This window comes from Variovorax sp. GW823-FHT02B07, from assembly GCF_058797695.1.
This window is the reverse complement of sequence record NZ_JBXAJX010000008.1, coordinates 31,963-48,422: the sequence shown is the minus strand read 5'-3', so window position 1 is coordinate 48,422 and position 16,460 is coordinate 31,963. Positions and strand designations below refer to the sequence as shown.

The following is a 16,460-nucleotide window of genomic DNA, read 5'->3' as shown; positions in this document are numbered from 1 at the left end:
TCGATGGGGAGGCCGGAAACAGGGTGGGCGGACCTCAGTCCAGCAGGCAGGCCAGCACCTTGGCCAGCATGTCGTCCACGTCCGTGGCCTGCACCGCGCCGGGCAGGGCGACGTCGCCGTGCATCACGAACACCGGCTTGCCCCATTTCAGGCCCATGGCCATCTCCGACAGCGTGCCCATGTTGCCGCCGATGGCGACCAGGCACACGCCACTGCGCGCGATGATGCCGTTGCGCATCTCGCCCATGCCGGTGGGAATGGCCACGCTGAGCCATTCGTTGGCGTGGCGGTCGTCGTCCTCGGGCAGGATGCCCACGGCGATGCCGCCGGCCTCCACCGCGCCGCGCGAGGCCGCGGCCATCACGCCGCCGCGCCCGCCGCAGACCACCGCCATGCCCGCGCCGGCCAGCGCATGCGCCACCGCGTAGGCGGCCTCGCATTCGGCCGGGCCGCCGTCGCCCGGGCCGAGCATCGCCACCGGCTGGCGGTGGCGCTGCGGCCCCCACTGCCGTTGCGCCAGGCGCGTCAGCGCCTCAGTGACCGGCGCCGACAGCACCGCGCTCGCGCCTTCGTGTAAAGACATCGCCCACTCCCATCACGACCACACACACCACCATCAGCACCAGCGACAGGGCCGCCGCCACCGCGAAATCGGACCCGCCGTCGCCCACCTGCGCGAGCAGCATCAGCGGCAGGATGTTCAGCTGCGTGCCCACCAGCGCCAGCGCCGTGCCGTAGGTGCCCATGGCAATCGCGGCCACCATGCAGGCGTTCGACAGCACCGAGGGCAGCACCTCGGGCAGCACCGTGTCCCGGAAGGCGCGCGCCTTCGAGGCGCCCAGCGTGCGCGCCGCCTGCGCCGGGCGCAGGTCGAGGTTGGCGAACACGGGGTACAGCGACAGCGCCACGCGCGGGATCAGGTAGTAGGCATAGGCCAGCCCCAGGCCCGACACGCTGTAGATCCAGCTGCCGATCACGGCCGGGTCGGCGCCCAGGCCCGCGAGCAGCTGCGTCACGAAGCCCGCGCGGCCGAACGCGAGGATGAAGCCGTAGGCGATCACCAGCCCCGAGAACGCGAGCGGCAGGCCCAGCAGGGTCATCATCCATTGGCGCCGGCCTTCGGGCTGGCGCGCCAGTTCGATGGCGATGCAGGTGCCCACCAGCGCCGAGATCGCGCCCGCCGCCAGGCCCAGGCCCAGCGTGTTGCGTAGCGCGCCCAGGAACAGCGGGTTGCCGAACAGCCGCCCGAAGGCACTGCCGCCCTCGCCGAAGGCCTCGGGCAGCAGTGCCGCCAGCGGCACTGCGAAGAAGAGCGCCATGAAGGCCCAGGCGGGCCAGGCGCCAAAGCGTCGCATCACGGCCCCTTACTTGCCCAGCGCGGCCTGCGCCCAGAGCTTGTCGACCTCGGCCTTGCGCTCCGAGGCCTTCACCACGTCGAGCGGCTTGATCTGCGGCGCGGCCGGCATCTTGGCCGCGACATCGGCCGAGAGCGGCGTGCCCGGCACGGCAGGGCGCACGAAGCCCTGCGCGAACAGCGACTGGCCCGCCTCGCTCATGATGAAGTTGAGCCACAGCTTGCCGGCGTTCGGGTTCGGGCCGTTCTTCACGAGGCTGATGGCATAGGGCGCGGCCACGCTGGCCTCCTTCGGGATCACGACCTCCACCGCATCGCCCATGCCGTCGACATGCTTGGCCTTGAGGCCGTCGTTCTCGTAGCTGATCCACACCGGGATCTCGCCCTTGAGGAACTTGGCATACGGCGTGGTGCCTTCCACGCGCAGCACGTTGCCGGCCGCATGCAGCTTGCCCAGGTAGTCGGTGCCGGGCTGCACGTTGTCGACGCTGCCGCCGTTGGCGTAGGCCGCGGCAAAGGTCAGCACCTGGCCGATGCCGGTGGAGCGCGGGTCGAGGTAGACCACCGTGCTCTTGAACTCGGGCTTGAGCAGGTCGGCCCAGCCGGTGGGCACGTTCTTCACCAGCTTCTTGTTCACCAGGAAGGCGATGTTGAGCGTGTGGATGGTGAACCAGCGGCCCTCGGCCTCGCGGAACACGGCGGGCAGCTTGTCGAAGTTGACGGGCTTGAAGGGCGCGACCACGTCCTTCTTCGCGGCGTCGACGGCCGAGGCGGCGAAGTAGTAGGCGGTGTCGGCCTGTGGGCGGCGCTTGGTCTTCTCGAGCGCGACCACGGTGGCGGCCGAGCCGATGTCGTTGTAGGTCAGCTCGATCTCAGGGTAGCGCTTCTTGAAGTCGCGGAACAGCGACTTCCAGTTGGCCCACTCGGGGCCGGTGTCGAAGGAGACGCACAGGCCTTCCTTCTGCGCCTCGGCGTACAGCGCCTTCTCGCCCGCGTAGAGCTCGGGGCCGTCGAAAGCGAAGGCGGTGCGGGCGAGCGACAGCACGGGCAGTGCGCCGGCGGCCTGGATCAGATGTCTGCGTTGCATGGTGGCTCCTTGAGAGGAAAGGTCAGTGGTCGAGCAGGCGAAGGTGTTCGGGGGCGATGGCGATCGCTTCGGCCGCCGGCGCGGCCGACTCGGCGAGGAAGGGCTTGCCCGCGCCCGTCACGTCGAAGTCGTAGCGCGTGAGCGCGCCCAGGTAGCGCTGCGCGCCGGTGCGGCCGGCCAGGCGGTTGACGCTGTCCGGCGCCGGGTCGGACTGGATGTGTTCGGGCCGCACCAGCACGTGCACCGCGGTGCCGAAGGGCCGGCTGCCGGTCTCGGCGAAGAGCTCGGCAAAGCCCATGTCGAGCCGGCCCGGCGAAGCCACCTTGGCGGGCAGGATGGTCGAGAGCCCGACGAACTCGGCCACCGCGCGGCTCGCGGGGTGCTCGTAGATCTCGCGCGGCGTGGCGATCTGTAGCAGGCGGCCGTCTTTGAGCATCGCCACGCGGTCGGCCATCACCAGCGCTTCTTCCTGGTCGTGCGTGACCAGCAGCGTGGTCGCGTTGAAGCGCTGCTGGATCGAGCGGATCTGGTCGCGCAGATGGCCGCGCACGCTGGCGTCCAGCGCCGACAGCGGCTCGTCGAGCAGCAATGCACGCGGATCGATGGCGAGCGCGCGGGCCAGGGCCACACGCTGCTGCTGGCCGCCCGAGAGCTGCGCCACGGCGCGCTGTGCGTGGTCGCCCAGCCCGACGATGTCGAGCAGCTCTTGCGCACGCTGGCGGCGCGGGGCCGTGTCCACCTTGCGCAGCTTGAGCCCGTAGGCCACGTTGTCCAGCACGCTCAGGTGCGGAAACAGCGCATAGCTCTGGAACACCATGCCGATGTGGCGCTGGTGCACCGGTGTGCGCGACATGTCGTCGCCGCCGAGCACGATGCGGCCCGTGTGGCCGGTCTCCAGCCCCGCCACCAGCTTGAGCAGCGTCGACTTGCCCGAGCCGCTGGGCCCGATCACCGCGACGAGCTCGCCCGTGCGCACGTCGAGCGACACGTCGTGCAGGCCGTGCGTGCTGCCGGGGTAGTTGTAGCTGACGTTGTCGAGTAAGAGGCTCATGCGCGCTGCTTCACCAGAGAAGAGGAAAGAAGGGCCGACGCGCTCGCCAGCACGAGAAGGATGACGGTCGCCGCGCAGGCAAAGCCCGTCGCGCCGTAGAAGGCCTGCAGCAGCACCACCGGGTAGGTGCGGTTCTGGAAGCTCGTGAGCAGGTTCGACAGCCCGAACTCGCCCACCGAGATGGCCGCCACCATCACCAACCCGCTGATCAGGCTCTGGCGCAGGCTGGGCAGCACGATGCCGGTGAACTGCTGCCAGCCCGAGGCGCCGAGCGTGGCCGCGGCCTGCTCGAGCCGCCCGAGGTCCAGGTGGCGCAGGTCGGTGAGCAGCGTGTTCGTGAGGTAGGGCAGCGTGAGGATCGCGTGCGCGGCGATCAGCAGCGGCATCGAGCCCAGCCACGGCGCGAGGTCGGTGTTGAACACGATCATGTAGCCGAAGGCCAGCGTGATGGTCGGCACCGCGACCGGCGTGGCGCTCACGATGCGCGCCGCGATGCTGCTGCCGCGCCGCGCGCCGTGGTACAGCGCATAGGCCAGCGGCAGCGCCAGCACCGTGTTGATCGCGCAGGCCGCCATCGCCACCACGAGGCTGCTCACGAAGGCCTTGCGGAACGAGGTGTCCAGCCACAGGTCGACATACCACCGCCCGGTGACGCCCGTGGGCAGCAGCGTGTTGGTCCAGTTGCCGCCGAAGCTGCCGATCGCCAGCAGGGCGATGGGCAGCAGCAGGTACAGGCCGTAGACGAGCGAGATGCCGCGAATCAAGGGGGTGTCTCCGAAGGTCTTGCGCACCCGGCATACTTTCCGGATGCTCTACTTTTTGCCCACGGCGGATTGCCGCGTTCCAGCGAATTCTAGGAAGCAGATGCACACTTATGGGTGAAAGTTGGATGACGACACTTGAGCAATCGGCAAGTGTTTTTCACACGACTTTCATCAACCGGAGCCAGGCATGAAACGCGACTGCCCCACTATCCAGGAACTGCTGGCCTTCGACGCCGTGGCGCGCCAGCAGAGCATCACGCTCGCGGCCGGTGCGCTGTGCATCACCGTGAGCGCCGTCAGCAAGCAGATCGCGGGGCTCGAGGCTTTCCTGGGCCGCGAGCTGCTGCAGAAGAACGGCCGCGGCGTGCAGCTCACGCCGCAGGGGCGCGTGTACTGGCAGAAGATCTCGGGCGGCCTGCGCGCCATCGAGACCGCGACCTTCGAGGCCCGCTCGGGCGATGCCGGCGCCGGCCTGCTCACGCTGGCCAGCGTGCCCACCTTCCTCACCAAGTGGCTCATTCCGCGCCTGCCGGCCTTCAGCCAGAAGAGCCGCCACGTGATGCTGAGCTTCAGCCGCCACCTGGAGCCCAGCGACGGCATTCCGGCCGGCGTCGATGCCGCCATCCGCTACGGTCCCGACGGCTGGCCCGGCGTGGTGTCCGAATACATCGCGGGGCGCGAGTTCGTGCTGATCGTGGCGCGTGCGCTGGTCGAGGGGCGCCACCGCATCGTGCAGCCCATCGACATCGTCGGCCACACGCTGCTGCACCACGAGGGCGCGCCCACCGCCTGGCGCCAGTGGGCCGCGCAGCACGGCGTGCCCGAGGTGCAGACCGTGGCCGGCCCGCGCTTCGCGCAGTACTCGGCGCTGATCCAGGCGGCGCTCAACGGGCTGGGCATCGGCCTCGTGCCGAAACTGCTGGTGCAGGAAGAGCTGGCCGAAGGCGCGCTGCTGAGCCCCTGCGGCACGCCGGTGCGCGTGGACCAGGGCCACTACCTGTGCTACCGGCCCGACCGCCTCGACCTGCCGGCCTTCGCGGCGTTTCGCGAATGGATCATGGACGAAGGGCAGAAGTCGCGCGGCGTGGAGACCGAGGCATGAAGCGGCCGTCTTCGCTACGCTCTGGCCACGGAACAACCAAGGAATCGAATCGATGAAAGTCGCAGTCATGGGTGCCGGCGCGGTCGGCTGTTACTACGGCGCCATGCTGGCGCGCGCGGGCCACGAAGTCGTGCTGATCGGCCGGCCCCCGCATGTGGAGGCGGTGCGCGCGAACGGGCTGCGGCTGGAGACGAAGGCCTTCGACGAACAGGTGCGCCTCGATGCCAGTACCGAGGCAGGCGCCGTGCAGGGCGCCGACCTCGTGCTGTTCTGCGTCAAGTCCACCGACACCGAATCGGCCGCCGCGCAGATCCAGCCGCACCTCGCGCCCGGCGCGCTGGTGCTCACGCTGCAGAACGGCGTCGACAACGACGCGCGCGTGCGCGCGGCGCTGCCGTCGCACGACGTGGCCGCCGCCGTGGTCTACGTGGCGACCGAGATGGCGGGGCCGGGCCACGTGAAGCACCACGGCCGCGGCGAGCTGGTGATCGCGCCCTCGCGCCGCAGCGACGAGGTCGCGCAGGCACTGATCGCGGCCGGCGTGTCCACGCAGATTTCCGACAACGTGCGCGGCGCGCTGTGGGCCAAGCTGGTGCTCAACTGCGCTTACAACGCGCTGTCGGCCGTGTCGCAGCTGCCGTATGGCGAGCTCGTGCAGGGCACGGGAGTGACCGACGTGATCCGCGACGTGGTCGCCGAATGCCTCGCGGTGGCGAAGGCCGAGGGCGTGGTGATTCCGGGCGACGTCGACGCGGCGGTGCGCGGCATCGCGCAGTCGATGCCCTCGCAGTATTCGTCGACCGCGCAAGACCTCGCACGCGGCAAGCGCAGCGAGATCGACCACCTCAACGGGCTGGTCGTGCGGCGTGGCGAGGCGCTGGGTGTGCCGACGCCGGCGAACCGGGTGTTGTTCGTGATGGTGAAGCTGCTCGAAAGCAAGCAGCCCCAGGCCGGCGCCTAGCCGGGCATGGGTTCGCGCATCGTCACGAACTCTTCGGCAGCGGTGGGGTGGATGCCGATGGTGCTGTCGAACAACGCCTTCGTCGCGCCCGCGCGCATCGCCACCGCGAAGCCCTGCACCACCTCGCCCGCGTCCGCGCCCACCATGTGCAGGCCCACCACGCGGTCGCTCTTCTTGTCGACCACGAGCTTCATGAAGGTGCGCTCGCTGCGGCCCGAGAGGGTGTGGCGCAGCGACTTGAACTCACTCGAGAACACGGTGACCTCGCCGAACTTCGCGCGCGCGTCGATCTCGCTGTAGCCGCAGGTGCCGACGTTGGGGTGGGTGAACACGGCGGTGGGAATGAACTCGTAGTCCATGCCGCGCTTTCCCTTGCCGAACAGCGCATCGACCACCACCATCGCCTCGGCCAACGCCACGGGCGTGAGCTGCACGCGGGTCGACACGTCGCCTACCGCGTAGATCGACGGCACCGAGGTGCGGTAGTGCGCATCGACCGCGATGGCACCCTTGTCGTCGAGCTTCACGCCCGCCGCCTCGAGGCCGAGGCCCTGCGTGTTGGGCACGCGGCCGGTGGCGAAGAGCACGGTGTCGGCCTCGATCTGCTGGCCGCGCGCGAGCGTGACCACGAGGCCGTCGGGCCCGCGTGCGATCGACGAGGCTTCGCAGTTCAGCCGCACGTCGACGCCGGCCTTGCCCATCTCGTTCGCGAGGAACTGGCGCACGTCGTCGTCGAAGCCGGTGAGCAGGTGGGCGCGGCGGTGCAGCTGCGTCACCTTGGAACCCAGGCCGTTGAAGATCGAGGCGAACTCGCAGGCGATGTAGCCGCCGCCCACCACCAGCAGGCGCTTGGGGAACGGGTCGAGGTCGAACATCGCGTCGGAGGTCACGATGTGTTCGCGGCCTGGAATCTCGGGCACGAAGGGCGTGCCGCCGGTGGCCACCAGCAGGTGGCGCGCGGTGTGGCGCCTGCCTTCGATTTCAACCGTGTGCGCATCGACCAGCTGGGCCCAGCCGGTGACGAGCGTGACGCCGGAGTTCTTCAGCAGCGAGCCGTAGATGCCGTTGAGCCGGCTGATCTCCTTGGCGCGCTGGGCCTTGAGGTGCGCCCAGTCGAACTGCGGCGCCGATGGGAGCTTCCAGCCGTAGCCTTCGGCCTCCTCGAACGACTCGGCATAGCCGGCCGCATAGCTGTAGAGCTTCTTCGGGATGCAGCCCACGTTGACGCAGGTGCCGCCGAGCTCGGCGGCCTCGGCCAGCGCGACGCGCGCACCGGTCTGCGCCGCCATGCGCGCGGCACGCACGCCACCGCTGCCGCCGCCAATGACGAAGAGGTCGAAATCGAATGATTGCATGAGAAAGACGCTCCTTGCGGCCGACTGTAGCGGCGGGGCGGCGGCGGCGCTGCGGCCGGGGCCATGGCCGTGAAGCACCGCGGCCTGCGAGGGTCTTTGCCGGGGGGCGCTTGACCCTGAAGCTGCTTCAGGGAATCCACTGTCTGCAGGCCCGCGGGAATTCATCGCCACCGGCGACGTTGCCACCGGCCTGTTTGTTGCACGACGCAAGGGAGAAACACATGGGCATGCTGGAACGACTCTTCGGTGGACATGGCGGCGCGCGCCACGGCGGCGGGCACCACGGTTCGCAAGGCGGTTATGGATACGGCCGCGACGCACCGCCTCCGCCACCCGGCGGCAGCGCCTGCCCGGCCTGCCGCGCGGTGAACGCCGCCGGTGCGCGCTTCTGCCAGCAATGCGGCACGTCGATGCTGCCCGCGGCCTGCCGGCAGTGCGGCACGGCGATGGCGCCCGGCGCGAAGTTCTGCGCGCAATGCGGCCAGTCGACGGAGGCCGCGCCCCGCACCTGATCCGTGAAAAGGGGCGGGCCGACAGCGAGAATTCGCGGTTGTCGGCAACAAGGCAGGGAGCCCCATGAAGAACGAATCCAACAGGAAGAAGAAGGACGGCACGGCACTGGCGTGGCTGCCGGTCCTGGCGCTGTGCGCGATGGTCGTCGCGCCCGCGCCGGCCGGCGCGCAGCTCGCGCGCAAGCCGTCGTATTACCAGCAGCAGAACCAGCCACAGCACGAAGGGCCGGCCGCGCAACTGGTGCCGCGCCCCGCCGTGCCCGCCTCGCTGCCGGCGCTGCGCAGCCAGGGCGATTTCGACACGCTGGCGCGCGTCTACGACGCCGGCACGCCGATGCAGCTGGCCCATGTGCTGTTCGCGATCGACCGGCAGGCGAAGCCGGCGCGCATGCACTACATCGACACGCCGCGCTTCCAGCTGCATGTGCGATTTTTGCGCGACACGCGGCTCACGCCGAACACGGTCAAGCGCGAGATCGACCGCAACTACCTCGTGCCCGACCGCCGCTTCCTGTTCGGCACGCTGAGCTGGCAGCAGAACATCGGCACCTTCACCTACGAGTTCTGGGAAGGCGACCGGCTCACGGTGCCGCTGCTGCGCGAGGCCGAGGCACAGGTCAAGGCCAGCTTCTTCGCGCCGGTGAAGTTCAAGACCAACTCCACGCTGCACGAGCGCATCGCGAAGGAAGCCGGCATCGACTTCGTGAGCCAGGAGGCGCTGATCCGCGAGCAGCCCTACCTGCCGATGAACCTGGGCACCGCCACCGGCCGCGTGCGCATCGTGAACGACGCCTCGGGCCTGAATGCGCTGTTGCCCGACGACATCGCCGTGCTGCGCGAGGTGCCGATCAACCTGCCGCCGGTGGCCGGCGTGCTCACCGAGCGGCCGTCCACGGCGCTGTCGCACGTCAACCTGCTGGCCAAGGGCTGGGGCATTCCGAACGCCTACGTGCGCGATGCCGCCACGGTGCTGAAGGCGCATGCGGGCCAGTGGGTGGCGCTGAAGGTGGCGGCCTCGGGTTACCAGCTGCGCCGCCTCACGCCGGAAGAAATCGCCGCGCTGCCGCCGCGCGCCGTGCGTGCGGCCGCCACCGGCGCGCTGCCCGGCAGCAAGGCCGCGAAGCCGGACCTGCGCGAAACGCGACTGCTGCCATTGGCCTCGCTGCGTGCGCGCCACAGCGTGCAATGCGGCTCGAAGGCGGCCAACCTCGGCGCGGTGCTGGCCGCGCGCATTCCCTCGACCACCGTGCCTGACGGCTTCTGCATTCCGTTCGCGCACTACGACCGCTTCATGCGATCGAACGGGCTGGCCGAGCGCATCGCGCGCATGCAGCAGCAGCCGGGCTTCGCGGGCGACCCGCAGGTGCGGCTGAAGGCGCTGGCGCAGCTGCGCGACGAGATCGTGCAATGGCCCGTCGAGCCGGCCACCGCGGCGGCCTGGCGCGCGGCGTGGCAGGCGCAGCTGGGCGGGGGCGGCGTGTTCGTGCGCAGCTCGTCCAACTCGGAAGACCTGCCGGGCTTCAGCGGCGCGGGGCTCTACACGACGGTGCCCAACGTGAAGACCGGCGACGCGCTCGAGCTCGCGGTGAAGAAAGTGTGGGCCTCGGTGTTCAACCCCGAGGCCTGGGAGGCGCGCAGCGCCGCGGGCTTCGGTGCCGAGTCGGTGCTGATGGGCGTGTTCGTGCAGACCGCCATCGACTCGACCAACGCCGGCGTGATGATCACGCGCGACCCCTTCGACGCGGGCCACCCGCACGTCACCTACATCTCGGCCAAGCGCGGCATCGGCATCCGCGTGGTCGAGGGCAAGCGCGTGGCGGAGCAGGTGATGTACTCGAGCTGGTCGAAAGCCATCCAGGTGCTCAGCCGCTCGGCCGAAGAGACGGCGCTGCAGCTGGACAAGGACGGCGGCGTGAAGGAAGTGCCCGTGGAAGTGGGCCGCCACGTGCTGACCGACGAGCTGGTGGTGCGGCTCGCCAACGTGGGCGCGGCGGTGAAGCGCACCTTCAACGCGGTCGACCAGGACATCGAGTGGGCGACCGTGGGCGACAAGATCGTGCTGCTGCAGGCGCGGCCGTATGTGGAGCGGCGGCGCTAGGTCGCCGCGCCCTCAGCCCGCCGTGGTGCGCGGGCGGTGGCCCGGCAGCGTGTTCAGCGGAATGCGCAGGTAGGCCACGCCGTTGTCGTCGGGCGGCGGCAGGCGGCCGCCGCGCACGTTGACCTGCATCGACGGCAGGATCAGCGTCGGCACTTCGAGCGTGGCGTCGCGCGCGGTGCGCATGCGCACGAACTCGTCTTCGCCGATGCCGTCGCGCACGTGGATGTTGTGGGCGCGCTGCTGCGCCACCGTGCTCTGCCAGCGCGGCTCGCGCGAGGCGGGCGGGTAGTCGTGGCAGACGTACAGCGTGGTCTCGGGCGGCAGCGCGAGCAGCCGCCGCATCGAGCGGTAGAGCTCGCGCGCGTCGCCGCCCGGAAAGTCGGCGCGCGCGCTGCCCAGGTCGGGCATGAAGAGCGTGTCGCCGACGAAGACCGCGTCGTCCACGAGGTAGGCCATGTCGGCCGGCGTGTGGCCGGGCACGCGCAGGGCCTGCGCCTCGATCTCGCCGATGTGAAAGCGCTCGCCGTCCTTGAAGAGGTGGTCGAACTGGCTGCCGTCGGGCAGGAAGTCGCGCTCCAGGTTGTAGAGGTGGCGGAAGGTGGCCTGCACCGTGCGGATGTGCTCGCCGATGGCGATGCGCCCGCCGGCCTGCGACTGCACATGGCGCGCGCCCGAGAGGTGGTCGGCGTGCGCGTGGGTCTCCAGGATCCAGTCGACCTGCAGCGCCTGCGCGTGAACGTACGTCAGCAGGCGGTCGGCCGAGGCGGTGTCGGTGTGGCCGGAGCGGAAGTCGTAGTCGAGCACCGGGTCGATGACGGCGGCGCGCTTCGTCGCATGGTCCCAGACCACGTAGGACACCGTGCCCGTCGCGGGATCGAAGAAGGCCTGGGTGGTGGCGCGTGGGGGCATGGGGGTCGGGGTCATCGGCGCTCCTTCTGCGGTGCCTGGAGGCCAGACACTCATTCAATCAATCAAGCGACAAATATTATATGAATTCATATAATGTTATTTCGCGAACTGTCATCCTCCCATGAAGACCCCGACCCACGCCATCGACCCCCAACTGCTGCGCAGCGCCGCCGGCCAGGCTGTCGCCGTGCTCAAGCTGCTGGCCCACGAGGCCCGGCTGCTGCTGCTGTGCCAGCTCTCGCAGGGCGAGATGTGCGTGAGCGACCTCGAAAGCACGCTGGGCATCCGCCAGCCCACCCTGTCGCAGCAGCTGTCGGTGCTGCGCACCGAAGGCGTGGTGGACACCCGCCGCGAGGGCAAGAACATCTACTACCGCGTGGCCGACCCGGCCCTGCTCGAGATCCTGGCGGTGCTGTACCGCCTCTACTGCCCGAAGGAGAACTGAAGATGCCCACCATCGACTGGCCTCATTTCACGCCCTGGGCCGCACTGGCCGGCGGCGTGCTCATCGGACTTTCCGCCGCGATGTTCGTGCTGCTCAACGGCCGCATCGCCGGCGTCAGCGGCGTGCTGGGCGGCTTGCTGCGCCCCATGAAGGGCGACATGGCCTGGCGCGCGGCCTTCGTGCTCGGGCTGGTCGGCGCGCCGCTCGTCTACGGGCTCTTCGCCGTGCTGCCCGCGGCGCAGATCGACGCGGGCTACGGCACGCTCGCGCTGGCCGGCCTGCTGGTGGGCGTGGGCACGCGCTATGGCGCGGGCTGCACCAGCGGCCACGGCGTGTGCGGGCTGGCGCGGCGCTCGCCGCGTTCGCTGGTCGCCACGCTGGCGTTCATGGCCGCGGGGTTCGCCACGGTGTTCGTGGTGCGCCACTTGTTGAACTTCTGAATCGGGAGACCTGCCATGTGGACCGCCATTGCTTCCTTGCTCGCCGGCCTTGTCTTCGGGCTCGGCCTCATCGTCTCCGGCATGGCCAATCCGGCCAAGATCCTGGGTTTTCTTGACGTGGGCGGGGCCTGGGACCCGTCGCTCGCCTTCGTGATGGCCGGCGCGGTGGCGGTGAGCACCGTCGGCTTCCTGCTCGCGGGCCGTCGCAAGGCCTCGCTGCTCGGCGGGCCGCTCACGCTGCCCAGCCTGCGCCACATCGACCGCCGCCTGGTCGGCGGCAGCCTGCTGTTCGGCGTCGGCTGGGGCATCGCGGGCTTTTGCCCCGGGCCCGCGCTGGTCTCGCTCGGCACGGGCGAGGTCAAGGCGCTGGTCTTCGTGGGCGCCATGCTGCTGGGCATGGGCCTGTTCGAGCTGCTCGAGCGCCGCCGCTTCGCGCGGCGCCCGGCCTCAGCCTGAGAAGGCGCGCGCGTTCAGCCGTACAGGTACTGCGGCAGCCACAGCGTCAGCCCCGGCCAGATGTACATGAACACCATGCACAGGATGACGATCAGCATGTACGGCATCATCCCCGCGAAGATCTGGTTGATCGTCACGTGCGGCGGCGACACCCCCTTCAGATAGAAGGCCGACATCGCCACCGGCGGCGACAGGAACGCCGCCTGCAGGTTCACGAACACCAGCACGCCGAACAGCAGCGGATCGATCTGGAAGTGCGCCAGCAGCGGCAGGAAGATGGGCACGAAGATCACGATGATCTCGGTCCACTCCAGCGGCCAGCCCAGCACGAAGATGATCGCCTGCGACAGCAGCAAGAACTGCAGCGGGCTGAGGTTCATGCTCAGCACCCACTCCTCGACGATGCGCTGGCCGCCCAGCAGCGCGAACACCGCCGAGAACAGCGCCGAGCCCACGAACAGCCAGCAGACCATCGAGGTGGTCTTGAGCGTGAGGAACACCGCCTCCTTGATCTTCTTGAAGTTCAGCGTGCCGGCCTGCCACGCCATCAGGAAGGCGCCGGCCGCGCCGACCGCCGCCGACTCGGTGGCCGTGGTGATGCCGAACAGGATCACGCCCAGCACCACCAGCGTGAGCGTGGCCAGCGGCATCACCGACGACACCAGCATGCGCAAGATTTCGAACTGCTCCGCGTCCATGCGCCAGTAGTACCAGCCCAGCAGCGCCAGCGTGAAGAGGCAGGCCACCCAGAAGCCGGTGTAGAAGGCATCGGGCACCGCGGCGGTCTTGGGTGCCTCGACCGCGTCGCCCAGCTGCTGCAGGCCACCCTCACTGGCAGGGGCGGCGGCCGGCTCGCTGCCCGGAGGTTCCTCGACGCCGCCGGGGGGCTCCTGCAGGCCGCTGCTTTCGGTGGTGTTCGCGGGTTCGTCGGTGCTCGGCGGCTCGGCCAGACCGGTGCCTGACGGCTCGGCTGCAGCCGGCGCGGCGGCTGTGGGTTCGCCGGTCTTCTGCGTCGCCTGCTGCGTGGCCACCGGGGCGGCCGCGTTGTTGTCCTTCTGCGAGTAGATGGTCACGTACCACCACACCGAGCCCAGCGTGACCGCGGCCAGCGCCAGCGGCACCAGCGCGCTCAGCAGGCCTCGCAGCAGCATCCACCAGCTCAGGCGCACGCCCTCGACCGCGCCGCGCAAGGCGCGACCCGGCGCCACCACGGCCGCGGCGAGCGCGGGCAGCATGCGCGGGGAGTAACTGGCCGCGAGGTGGGCCACCCATGGCGTGATGGGGGCACGCTGCTGGTCGATCGGCATCTTGGGCGCCACCTTCGGTTGCAGCACGGCCCAGCCGATCACGTAGATCAGGTACAGCAGGGCGAGGAAGAAGCCCGGGAACATCGCCGCCGCATAGAGCTTGACCACCGACTGCCCGGCCACGGCCGCGTACACGATGATCATCACCGAGGGCGGAATGAGAATGCCCAGCGTGCCGCCGGCCGTGATCACGCCGGCCGCCAGCCGCGTGTCATAGCCCGCGTTGAGCATGGGGCGCATCGCGATCACGCCCATCAGCACCACCACCGCGCCCACCAGGCCGCTCGCAATGCCCCAGAAGGTGCACACGATGAGCGTGGTCACCGCCAGCGAGCCCGGCACGCGGCGGAACGCGAGCTGCACGCTGTGGAACATCTTGTCGACCAGCGCGCCGCGCTCCATCACATAGCCCATGAGCACGAAGAGCGGGATGGACAGCAGCGTCTCGTTGGTCATGGCCCCGAAGGCGCGCTGCACCATCAGGTCGAAGACCTTGTTGTCGAGCCAGGGCGAGGCGGGGTCGTAGAAGGCAATGAAGCCGAAGAACATGCCCAGCCCCATCAGCGTGAACGCCGTGGGAAAGCCGAGCATGATCACGAAGACGATCAGGCCCAGCATCAGCAGGCCGAGTGCGGGTTCGCTCATGCGGCACCTCCCGTCGTGTCGCTCTTGCGCTGCTGCGCGGCCTGCTCGATGGCGTGGGCCTTTTCGATCACCTCGCGCTTGTCGGCCTCGTTCACGTAGCTGCTGCTGGCAAGCTGGTCGCCGACCACGTCCATTTCTTCGGCGTCTTTCAGGCGCGGCGTCCACACGCCGGTCTTCAGGCACAGCACGCAACGCACCATCTCGGCGAGGCCCTGCACCAGCAGCACCGCGCCGGCCACGGGAATCACGAACTTGAAGGGGTACACCGGAATCGGGTCGGCGTTGAAGGTCTGTTCGCGCATCGCGAGCGATTCACCGAAGTAGGTCCAGCCCGACCAGGTGAGCGCCACCACGCCGGGCAGGAAGAAAACCGCGAACAGCACGAGGTCGAGCGCGGCCTGCGTGCGCGGCTTCATGCTGCCGTAGAAGAAATCGCCGCGCACATGGCCGGCCTGCGAGAGCGTGTAGGCGCCGCCCATCATGAAGAGCGTGCCGTACAGCATGTTGTTGGCATCGAAGATCCAGGCCGTGGGCGCGTTCAGCGCATAGCGCTTGAACACTTCGCCGCACACCAGCAGCATCAGCGCGACGATGAGCCACGAGAAGGTCTTGCCCACCAGCATGCTGAACCGGTCGACGGCGTGAAGGAAGCGTTGGATGGTCATGGCGGCAGCAGCATGGGCGAGGCCCGTTCATGGAACACCGTGGCGCCGGCGATGCCGGGCCACCGGTGTTGCCCCCTGTGCGGGGGGAAGGCGCGCGCAGGAACGACGTGCGCGCCGACGGGAAGCATCAGCTCTTCTTTTTCCCGAAGTAGTGGTTGTAGGCCATCTTGAAGTCGACGCCGTAATCGTTCTGCCACTGCAGCGCACGCTCGGCGAACACGCGCTGCGACTCCAGCACCTTCTTGAAGAGCGGGTTCTCGCCGGCCTTCTTTTCCACCGTCTTGTCCCAGGCCGCGAGCTGCGCGCGCAGCACGGCGTCGGGCGTCTTGTAGAACTTGATGCCGGCCTTCTTCATGTCGGCGTAGTCCTGCGAGTTGCGCTGCACCGCCTTCCAGCTCATGTCGGCGCTGGCGGCCTGCACGGCGTAGTCGATGATGGAGCGCAGCTCCTGCGGCATCGCGGCGTACTTGCCCTTGTTGAACAGCACCTCGAACTGCTCGCCCGACTGGTGAAAGCTTTGCAGCATGCAGTTCTTCACCACGTCGGGGAAGCCCAGCACGCGGTCGCTCGAGGCGTTGTTGAACTCGGCCGCGTCGATCAGGCCGCGGTCCAGCGCGGGCACGATCTCGCCGCCGGGCAGCGGGTTCACCGCGGTGCCCATCTCGGTGAACATGTCCACGGCCAGGCCCACGGTGCGGAACTTCAGGCCCTTCATGTCCTCGACCTTGGCCACCGGCTTCTTGAACCAGCCCAGCGGCTGCGTGGGCATGGGGCCGTACAGGTACGACACCACCTCCATGTTCAGGCTCTTGTAGATCTCGTCGAGCAGCGCCTTGCCGCCGCCGTAGTTGTGCCAGGCCAGCACGGTGTTGGCGTCCATGCCGAAGCCGGGGCCCGAACCCCACAGCGCCAGCGCCGAGTTCTTGCCGTAGTGGTAGGCCACCACGCCGTGGCCGCCGTCGAGCGTGCCCTTGTTCACCGCCTCGAGCAGCTGGAAGGCGGGCACGACGGCGCCCGAGGGCAGCACCTCGATCTTCAGGCGCCCGCCCGCCATGTCGTTCACCTTCTTGGCGAAGTCGTTGGCGTACTCGTGGAAGATGTCCTTCGCCGGCCAGGTGCTCTGGAAACGCAGCGACGTGGTTTGGGCCATGCTGACCATCGGCGCGGACATCGCGCCTGCGGCCACCGCCGCGCCCTTGAGAAGGCTGCGACGGCGGGGCGATTTGCTGTCTGTCATGTGTCTCTCCATATAGTTCTCTGACCGGAACACCCAGGCCGTCGTCTTCACGTTATGGTTTCGACTGGCCGC

17 protein-coding genes are annotated in these 16,460 nt (G+C 69.2%); 7 read left to right on the top strand and 10 right to left on the bottom strand.

Translation table 11 applies throughout. The features are described 5' to 3' along the window. Positions 1 to 34: 34 nt before the first annotated feature. The 5 genes from AC1RGU_RS27415 to AC1RGU_RS27395 are packed head-to-tail and all read right to left on the bottom strand — an operon-like array spanning position 35 to position 4,256. Positions 35 to 583, bottom strand: coding sequence for a TIGR00725 family protein (locus AC1RGU_RS27415; protein WP_062481403.1), 549 nt, complete (start codon positions 581 to 583; stop codon positions 35 to 37). Beyond that, positions 534 to 1,355 (bottom strand): ABC transporter permease, encoded by an 822-nt coding sequence (locus AC1RGU_RS27410; protein ID WP_062481405.1) that lies wholly within the window; start codon positions 1,353 to 1,355, stop codon positions 534 to 536. Before AC1RGU_RS27410 ends, AC1RGU_RS27415 begins: the two co-directional genes overlap by 50 nt. Positions 1,356 to 1,364: 9 nt before the next feature. After that, entirely contained in the window at positions 1,365 to 2,441 is a 1,077-nt protein-coding gene (locus AC1RGU_RS27405; protein ID WP_062481407.1) for an extracellular solute-binding protein, read from the bottom strand. Positions 2,442 to 2,463: 22 nt separating this feature from the next. Beyond that, the gene (locus AC1RGU_RS27400) at positions 2,464 to 3,492 is read right to left on the bottom strand and encodes an ABC transporter ATP-binding protein (RefSeq protein ID WP_492699372.1); all 1,029 of its coding nucleotides are present in this window, start codon (positions 3,490 to 3,492) and stop codon (positions 2,464 to 2,466) included. Further along, positions 3,489 to 4,256, bottom strand: coding sequence for an ABC transporter permease (locus AC1RGU_RS27395; RefSeq protein ID WP_492699370.1), 768 nt, complete (start codon positions 4,254 to 4,256; stop codon positions 3,489 to 3,491). The genes AC1RGU_RS27400 and AC1RGU_RS27395 overlap by 4 nt, the downstream gene beginning before the upstream one ends. Positions 4,257 to 4,443: 187 nt before the next feature. On the opposite strand from AC1RGU_RS27395, the gene AC1RGU_RS27390 reads away from it, so the two are divergent. Both AC1RGU_RS27390 and AC1RGU_RS27385 read left to right on the top strand, forming a co-directional pair. Continuing rightward, positions 4,444 to 5,358 carry a LysR substrate-binding domain-containing protein gene (locus AC1RGU_RS27390; RefSeq protein ID WP_070061858.1) on the top strand — a complete coding sequence of 305 codons (915 nt, stop codon included), beginning with the start codon at positions 4,444 to 4,446 and terminating at the stop codon, positions 5,356 to 5,358. Between the two features lie 52 nt (positions 5,359 to 5,410). Next, positions 5,411 to 6,319, top strand: coding sequence for a ketopantoate reductase family protein (locus AC1RGU_RS27385; protein WP_492699368.1), 909 nt, complete (start codon positions 5,411 to 5,413; stop codon positions 6,317 to 6,319). Here the strand turns inward: AC1RGU_RS27385 and gorA are convergent. Continuing rightward, positions 6,316 to 7,674: a glutathione-disulfide reductase gene (gene gorA / locus AC1RGU_RS27380; RefSeq protein WP_492699367.1), complete on the bottom strand. Its 1,359-nt coding sequence runs from the start codon at positions 7,672 to 7,674 to the stop codon at positions 6,316 to 6,318. The two genes, AC1RGU_RS27385 and gorA, sit on opposite strands and share 4 nt — an antisense overlap. A gap of 227 nt (positions 7,675 to 7,901) precedes the next feature. Between gorA and AC1RGU_RS27375 the strand changes: the two genes are divergently transcribed. Next, complete coding sequence (locus AC1RGU_RS27375; protein WP_492699365.1) at positions 7,902 to 8,186, top strand: double zinc ribbon domain-containing protein; 285 nt, start codon at positions 7,902 to 7,904, stop codon at positions 8,184 to 8,186. A 64-nt stretch (positions 8,187 to 8,250) separates the two neighbouring features. Then, the gene (locus AC1RGU_RS27370) at positions 8,251 to 10,284 is read left to right on the top strand and encodes a PEP/pyruvate-binding domain-containing protein (RefSeq protein ID WP_492699363.1); all 2,034 of its coding nucleotides are present in this window, start codon (positions 8,251 to 8,253) and stop codon (positions 10,282 to 10,284) included. 12 nt (positions 10,285 to 10,296) lie between these two features. On the opposite strand, the gene AC1RGU_RS27365 is transcribed toward AC1RGU_RS27370, so the two are convergent. Further along, positions 10,297 to 11,208: an MBL fold metallo-hydrolase gene (locus AC1RGU_RS27365; RefSeq protein ID WP_492699361.1), complete on the bottom strand. Its 912-nt coding sequence runs from the start codon at positions 11,206 to 11,208 to the stop codon at positions 10,297 to 10,299. 106 nt (positions 11,209 to 11,314) lie between these two features. Between AC1RGU_RS27365 and AC1RGU_RS27360 the strand changes: the two genes are divergently transcribed. Genes AC1RGU_RS27360 through AC1RGU_RS27350 form a run of 3 tightly spaced genes read left to right on the top strand, consistent with a single transcriptional unit; the run spans position 11,315 to position 12,534 of the window. Beyond that, the gene (locus tag AC1RGU_RS27360; RefSeq protein WP_062478840.1) at positions 11,315 to 11,638 is read left to right on the top strand and encodes an ArsR/SmtB family transcription factor; all 324 of its coding nucleotides are present in this window, start codon (positions 11,315 to 11,317) and stop codon (positions 11,636 to 11,638) included. Between the two features lie 2 nt (positions 11,639 to 11,640). Further along, on the top strand, positions 11,641 to 12,078 hold the full coding sequence (locus AC1RGU_RS27355; RefSeq protein ID WP_492699359.1) for a YeeE/YedE family protein: 438 nt from the start codon (positions 11,641 to 11,643) through the stop codon (positions 12,076 to 12,078). A 15-nt stretch (positions 12,079 to 12,093) separates the two neighbouring features. Then, positions 12,094 to 12,534 (top strand): DUF6691 family protein, encoded by a 441-nt coding sequence (locus AC1RGU_RS27350; protein ID WP_369630482.1) that lies wholly within the window; start codon positions 12,094 to 12,096, stop codon positions 12,532 to 12,534. Between the two features lie 14 nt (positions 12,535 to 12,548). Here AC1RGU_RS27350 and AC1RGU_RS27345 read toward each other — a convergent pair whose 3' ends face one another. The 3 genes from AC1RGU_RS27345 to AC1RGU_RS27335 all read right to left on the bottom strand — a co-directional run bounded on the left by AC1RGU_RS27345 (position 12,549) and on the right by AC1RGU_RS27335 (position 16,388). After that, positions 12,549 to 14,486, bottom strand: coding sequence for a TRAP transporter large permease subunit (locus AC1RGU_RS27345; RefSeq protein WP_492699356.1), 1,938 nt, complete (start codon positions 14,484 to 14,486; stop codon positions 12,549 to 12,551). Continuing rightward, positions 14,483 to 15,151 carry a TRAP transporter small permease subunit gene (locus AC1RGU_RS27340; RefSeq protein ID WP_095747756.1) on the bottom strand — a complete coding sequence of 223 codons (669 nt, stop codon included), beginning with the start codon at positions 15,149 to 15,151 and terminating at the stop codon, positions 14,483 to 14,485. Before AC1RGU_RS27340 ends, AC1RGU_RS27345 begins: the two co-directional genes overlap by 4 nt. A gap of 127 nt (positions 15,152 to 15,278) precedes the next feature. Continuing rightward, entirely contained in the window at positions 15,279 to 16,388 is a 1,110-nt protein-coding gene (locus AC1RGU_RS27335; protein ID WP_070061869.1) for a TRAP transporter substrate-binding protein, read from the bottom strand. Between the last annotated feature and the right edge of the window lie 72 nt (positions 16,389 to 16,460).

Excerpts from the sequence above, each read along its gene's own strand:
- AC1RGU_RS27415 (WP_062481403.1), bottom strand. The coding sequence starts at position 583 with ATGTCTTTACACGAAGGCGCGAGCGCGGTGCTGTCGGCGCCGGTCACT.
- AC1RGU_RS27410 (WP_062481405.1), bottom strand. The coding sequence starts at position 1,355 with ATGCGACGCTTTGGCGCCTGGCCCGCCTGGGCCTTCATGGCGCTCTTC.
- AC1RGU_RS27405 (WP_062481407.1), bottom strand. The coding sequence starts at position 2,441 with ATGCAACGCAGACATCTGATCCAGGCCGCCGGCGCACTGCCCGTGCTG.
- AC1RGU_RS27400 (WP_492699372.1), bottom strand. The coding sequence starts at position 3,492 with ATGAGCCTCTTACTCGACAACGTCAGCTACAACTACCCCGGCAGCACG.
- AC1RGU_RS27390 (WP_070061858.1), top strand. The coding sequence starts at position 4,444 with ATGAAACGCGACTGCCCCACTATCCAGGAACTGCTGGCCTTCGACGCC.
- AC1RGU_RS27385 (WP_492699368.1), top strand. The coding sequence starts at position 5,411 with ATGAAAGTCGCAGTCATGGGTGCCGGCGCGGTCGGCTGTTACTACGGC.
- gorA (WP_492699367.1), bottom strand. The coding sequence starts at position 7,674 with ATGCAATCATTCGATTTCGACCTCTTCGTCATTGGCGGCGGCAGCGGT.
- AC1RGU_RS27375 (WP_492699365.1), top strand. The coding sequence starts at position 7,902 with ATGCTGGAACGACTCTTCGGTGGACATGGCGGCGCGCGCCACGGCGGC.
- AC1RGU_RS27370 (WP_492699363.1), top strand. The coding sequence starts at position 8,251 with ATGAAGAACGAATCCAACAGGAAGAAGAAGGACGGCACGGCACTGGCG.
- AC1RGU_RS27365 (WP_492699361.1), bottom strand. The coding sequence starts at position 11,208 with ATGACCCCGACCCCCATGCCCCCACGCGCCACCACCCAGGCCTTCTTC.
- AC1RGU_RS27360 (WP_062478840.1), top strand. The coding sequence starts at position 11,315 with ATGAAGACCCCGACCCACGCCATCGACCCCCAACTGCTGCGCAGCGCC.
- AC1RGU_RS27355 (WP_492699359.1), top strand. The coding sequence starts at position 11,641 with ATGCCCACCATCGACTGGCCTCATTTCACGCCCTGGGCCGCACTGGCC.
- AC1RGU_RS27350 (WP_369630482.1), top strand. The coding sequence starts at position 12,094 with ATGTGGACCGCCATTGCTTCCTTGCTCGCCGGCCTTGTCTTCGGGCTC.
- AC1RGU_RS27345 (WP_492699356.1), bottom strand. The coding sequence starts at position 14,486 with ATGAGCGAACCCGCACTCGGCCTGCTGATGCTGGGCCTGATCGTCTTC.
- AC1RGU_RS27340 (WP_095747756.1), bottom strand. The coding sequence starts at position 15,151 with ATGACCATCCAACGCTTCCTTCACGCCGTCGACCGGTTCAGCATGCTG.
- AC1RGU_RS27335 (WP_070061869.1), bottom strand. The coding sequence starts at position 16,388 with ATGACAGACAGCAAATCGCCCCGCCGTCGCAGCCTTCTCAAGGGCGCG.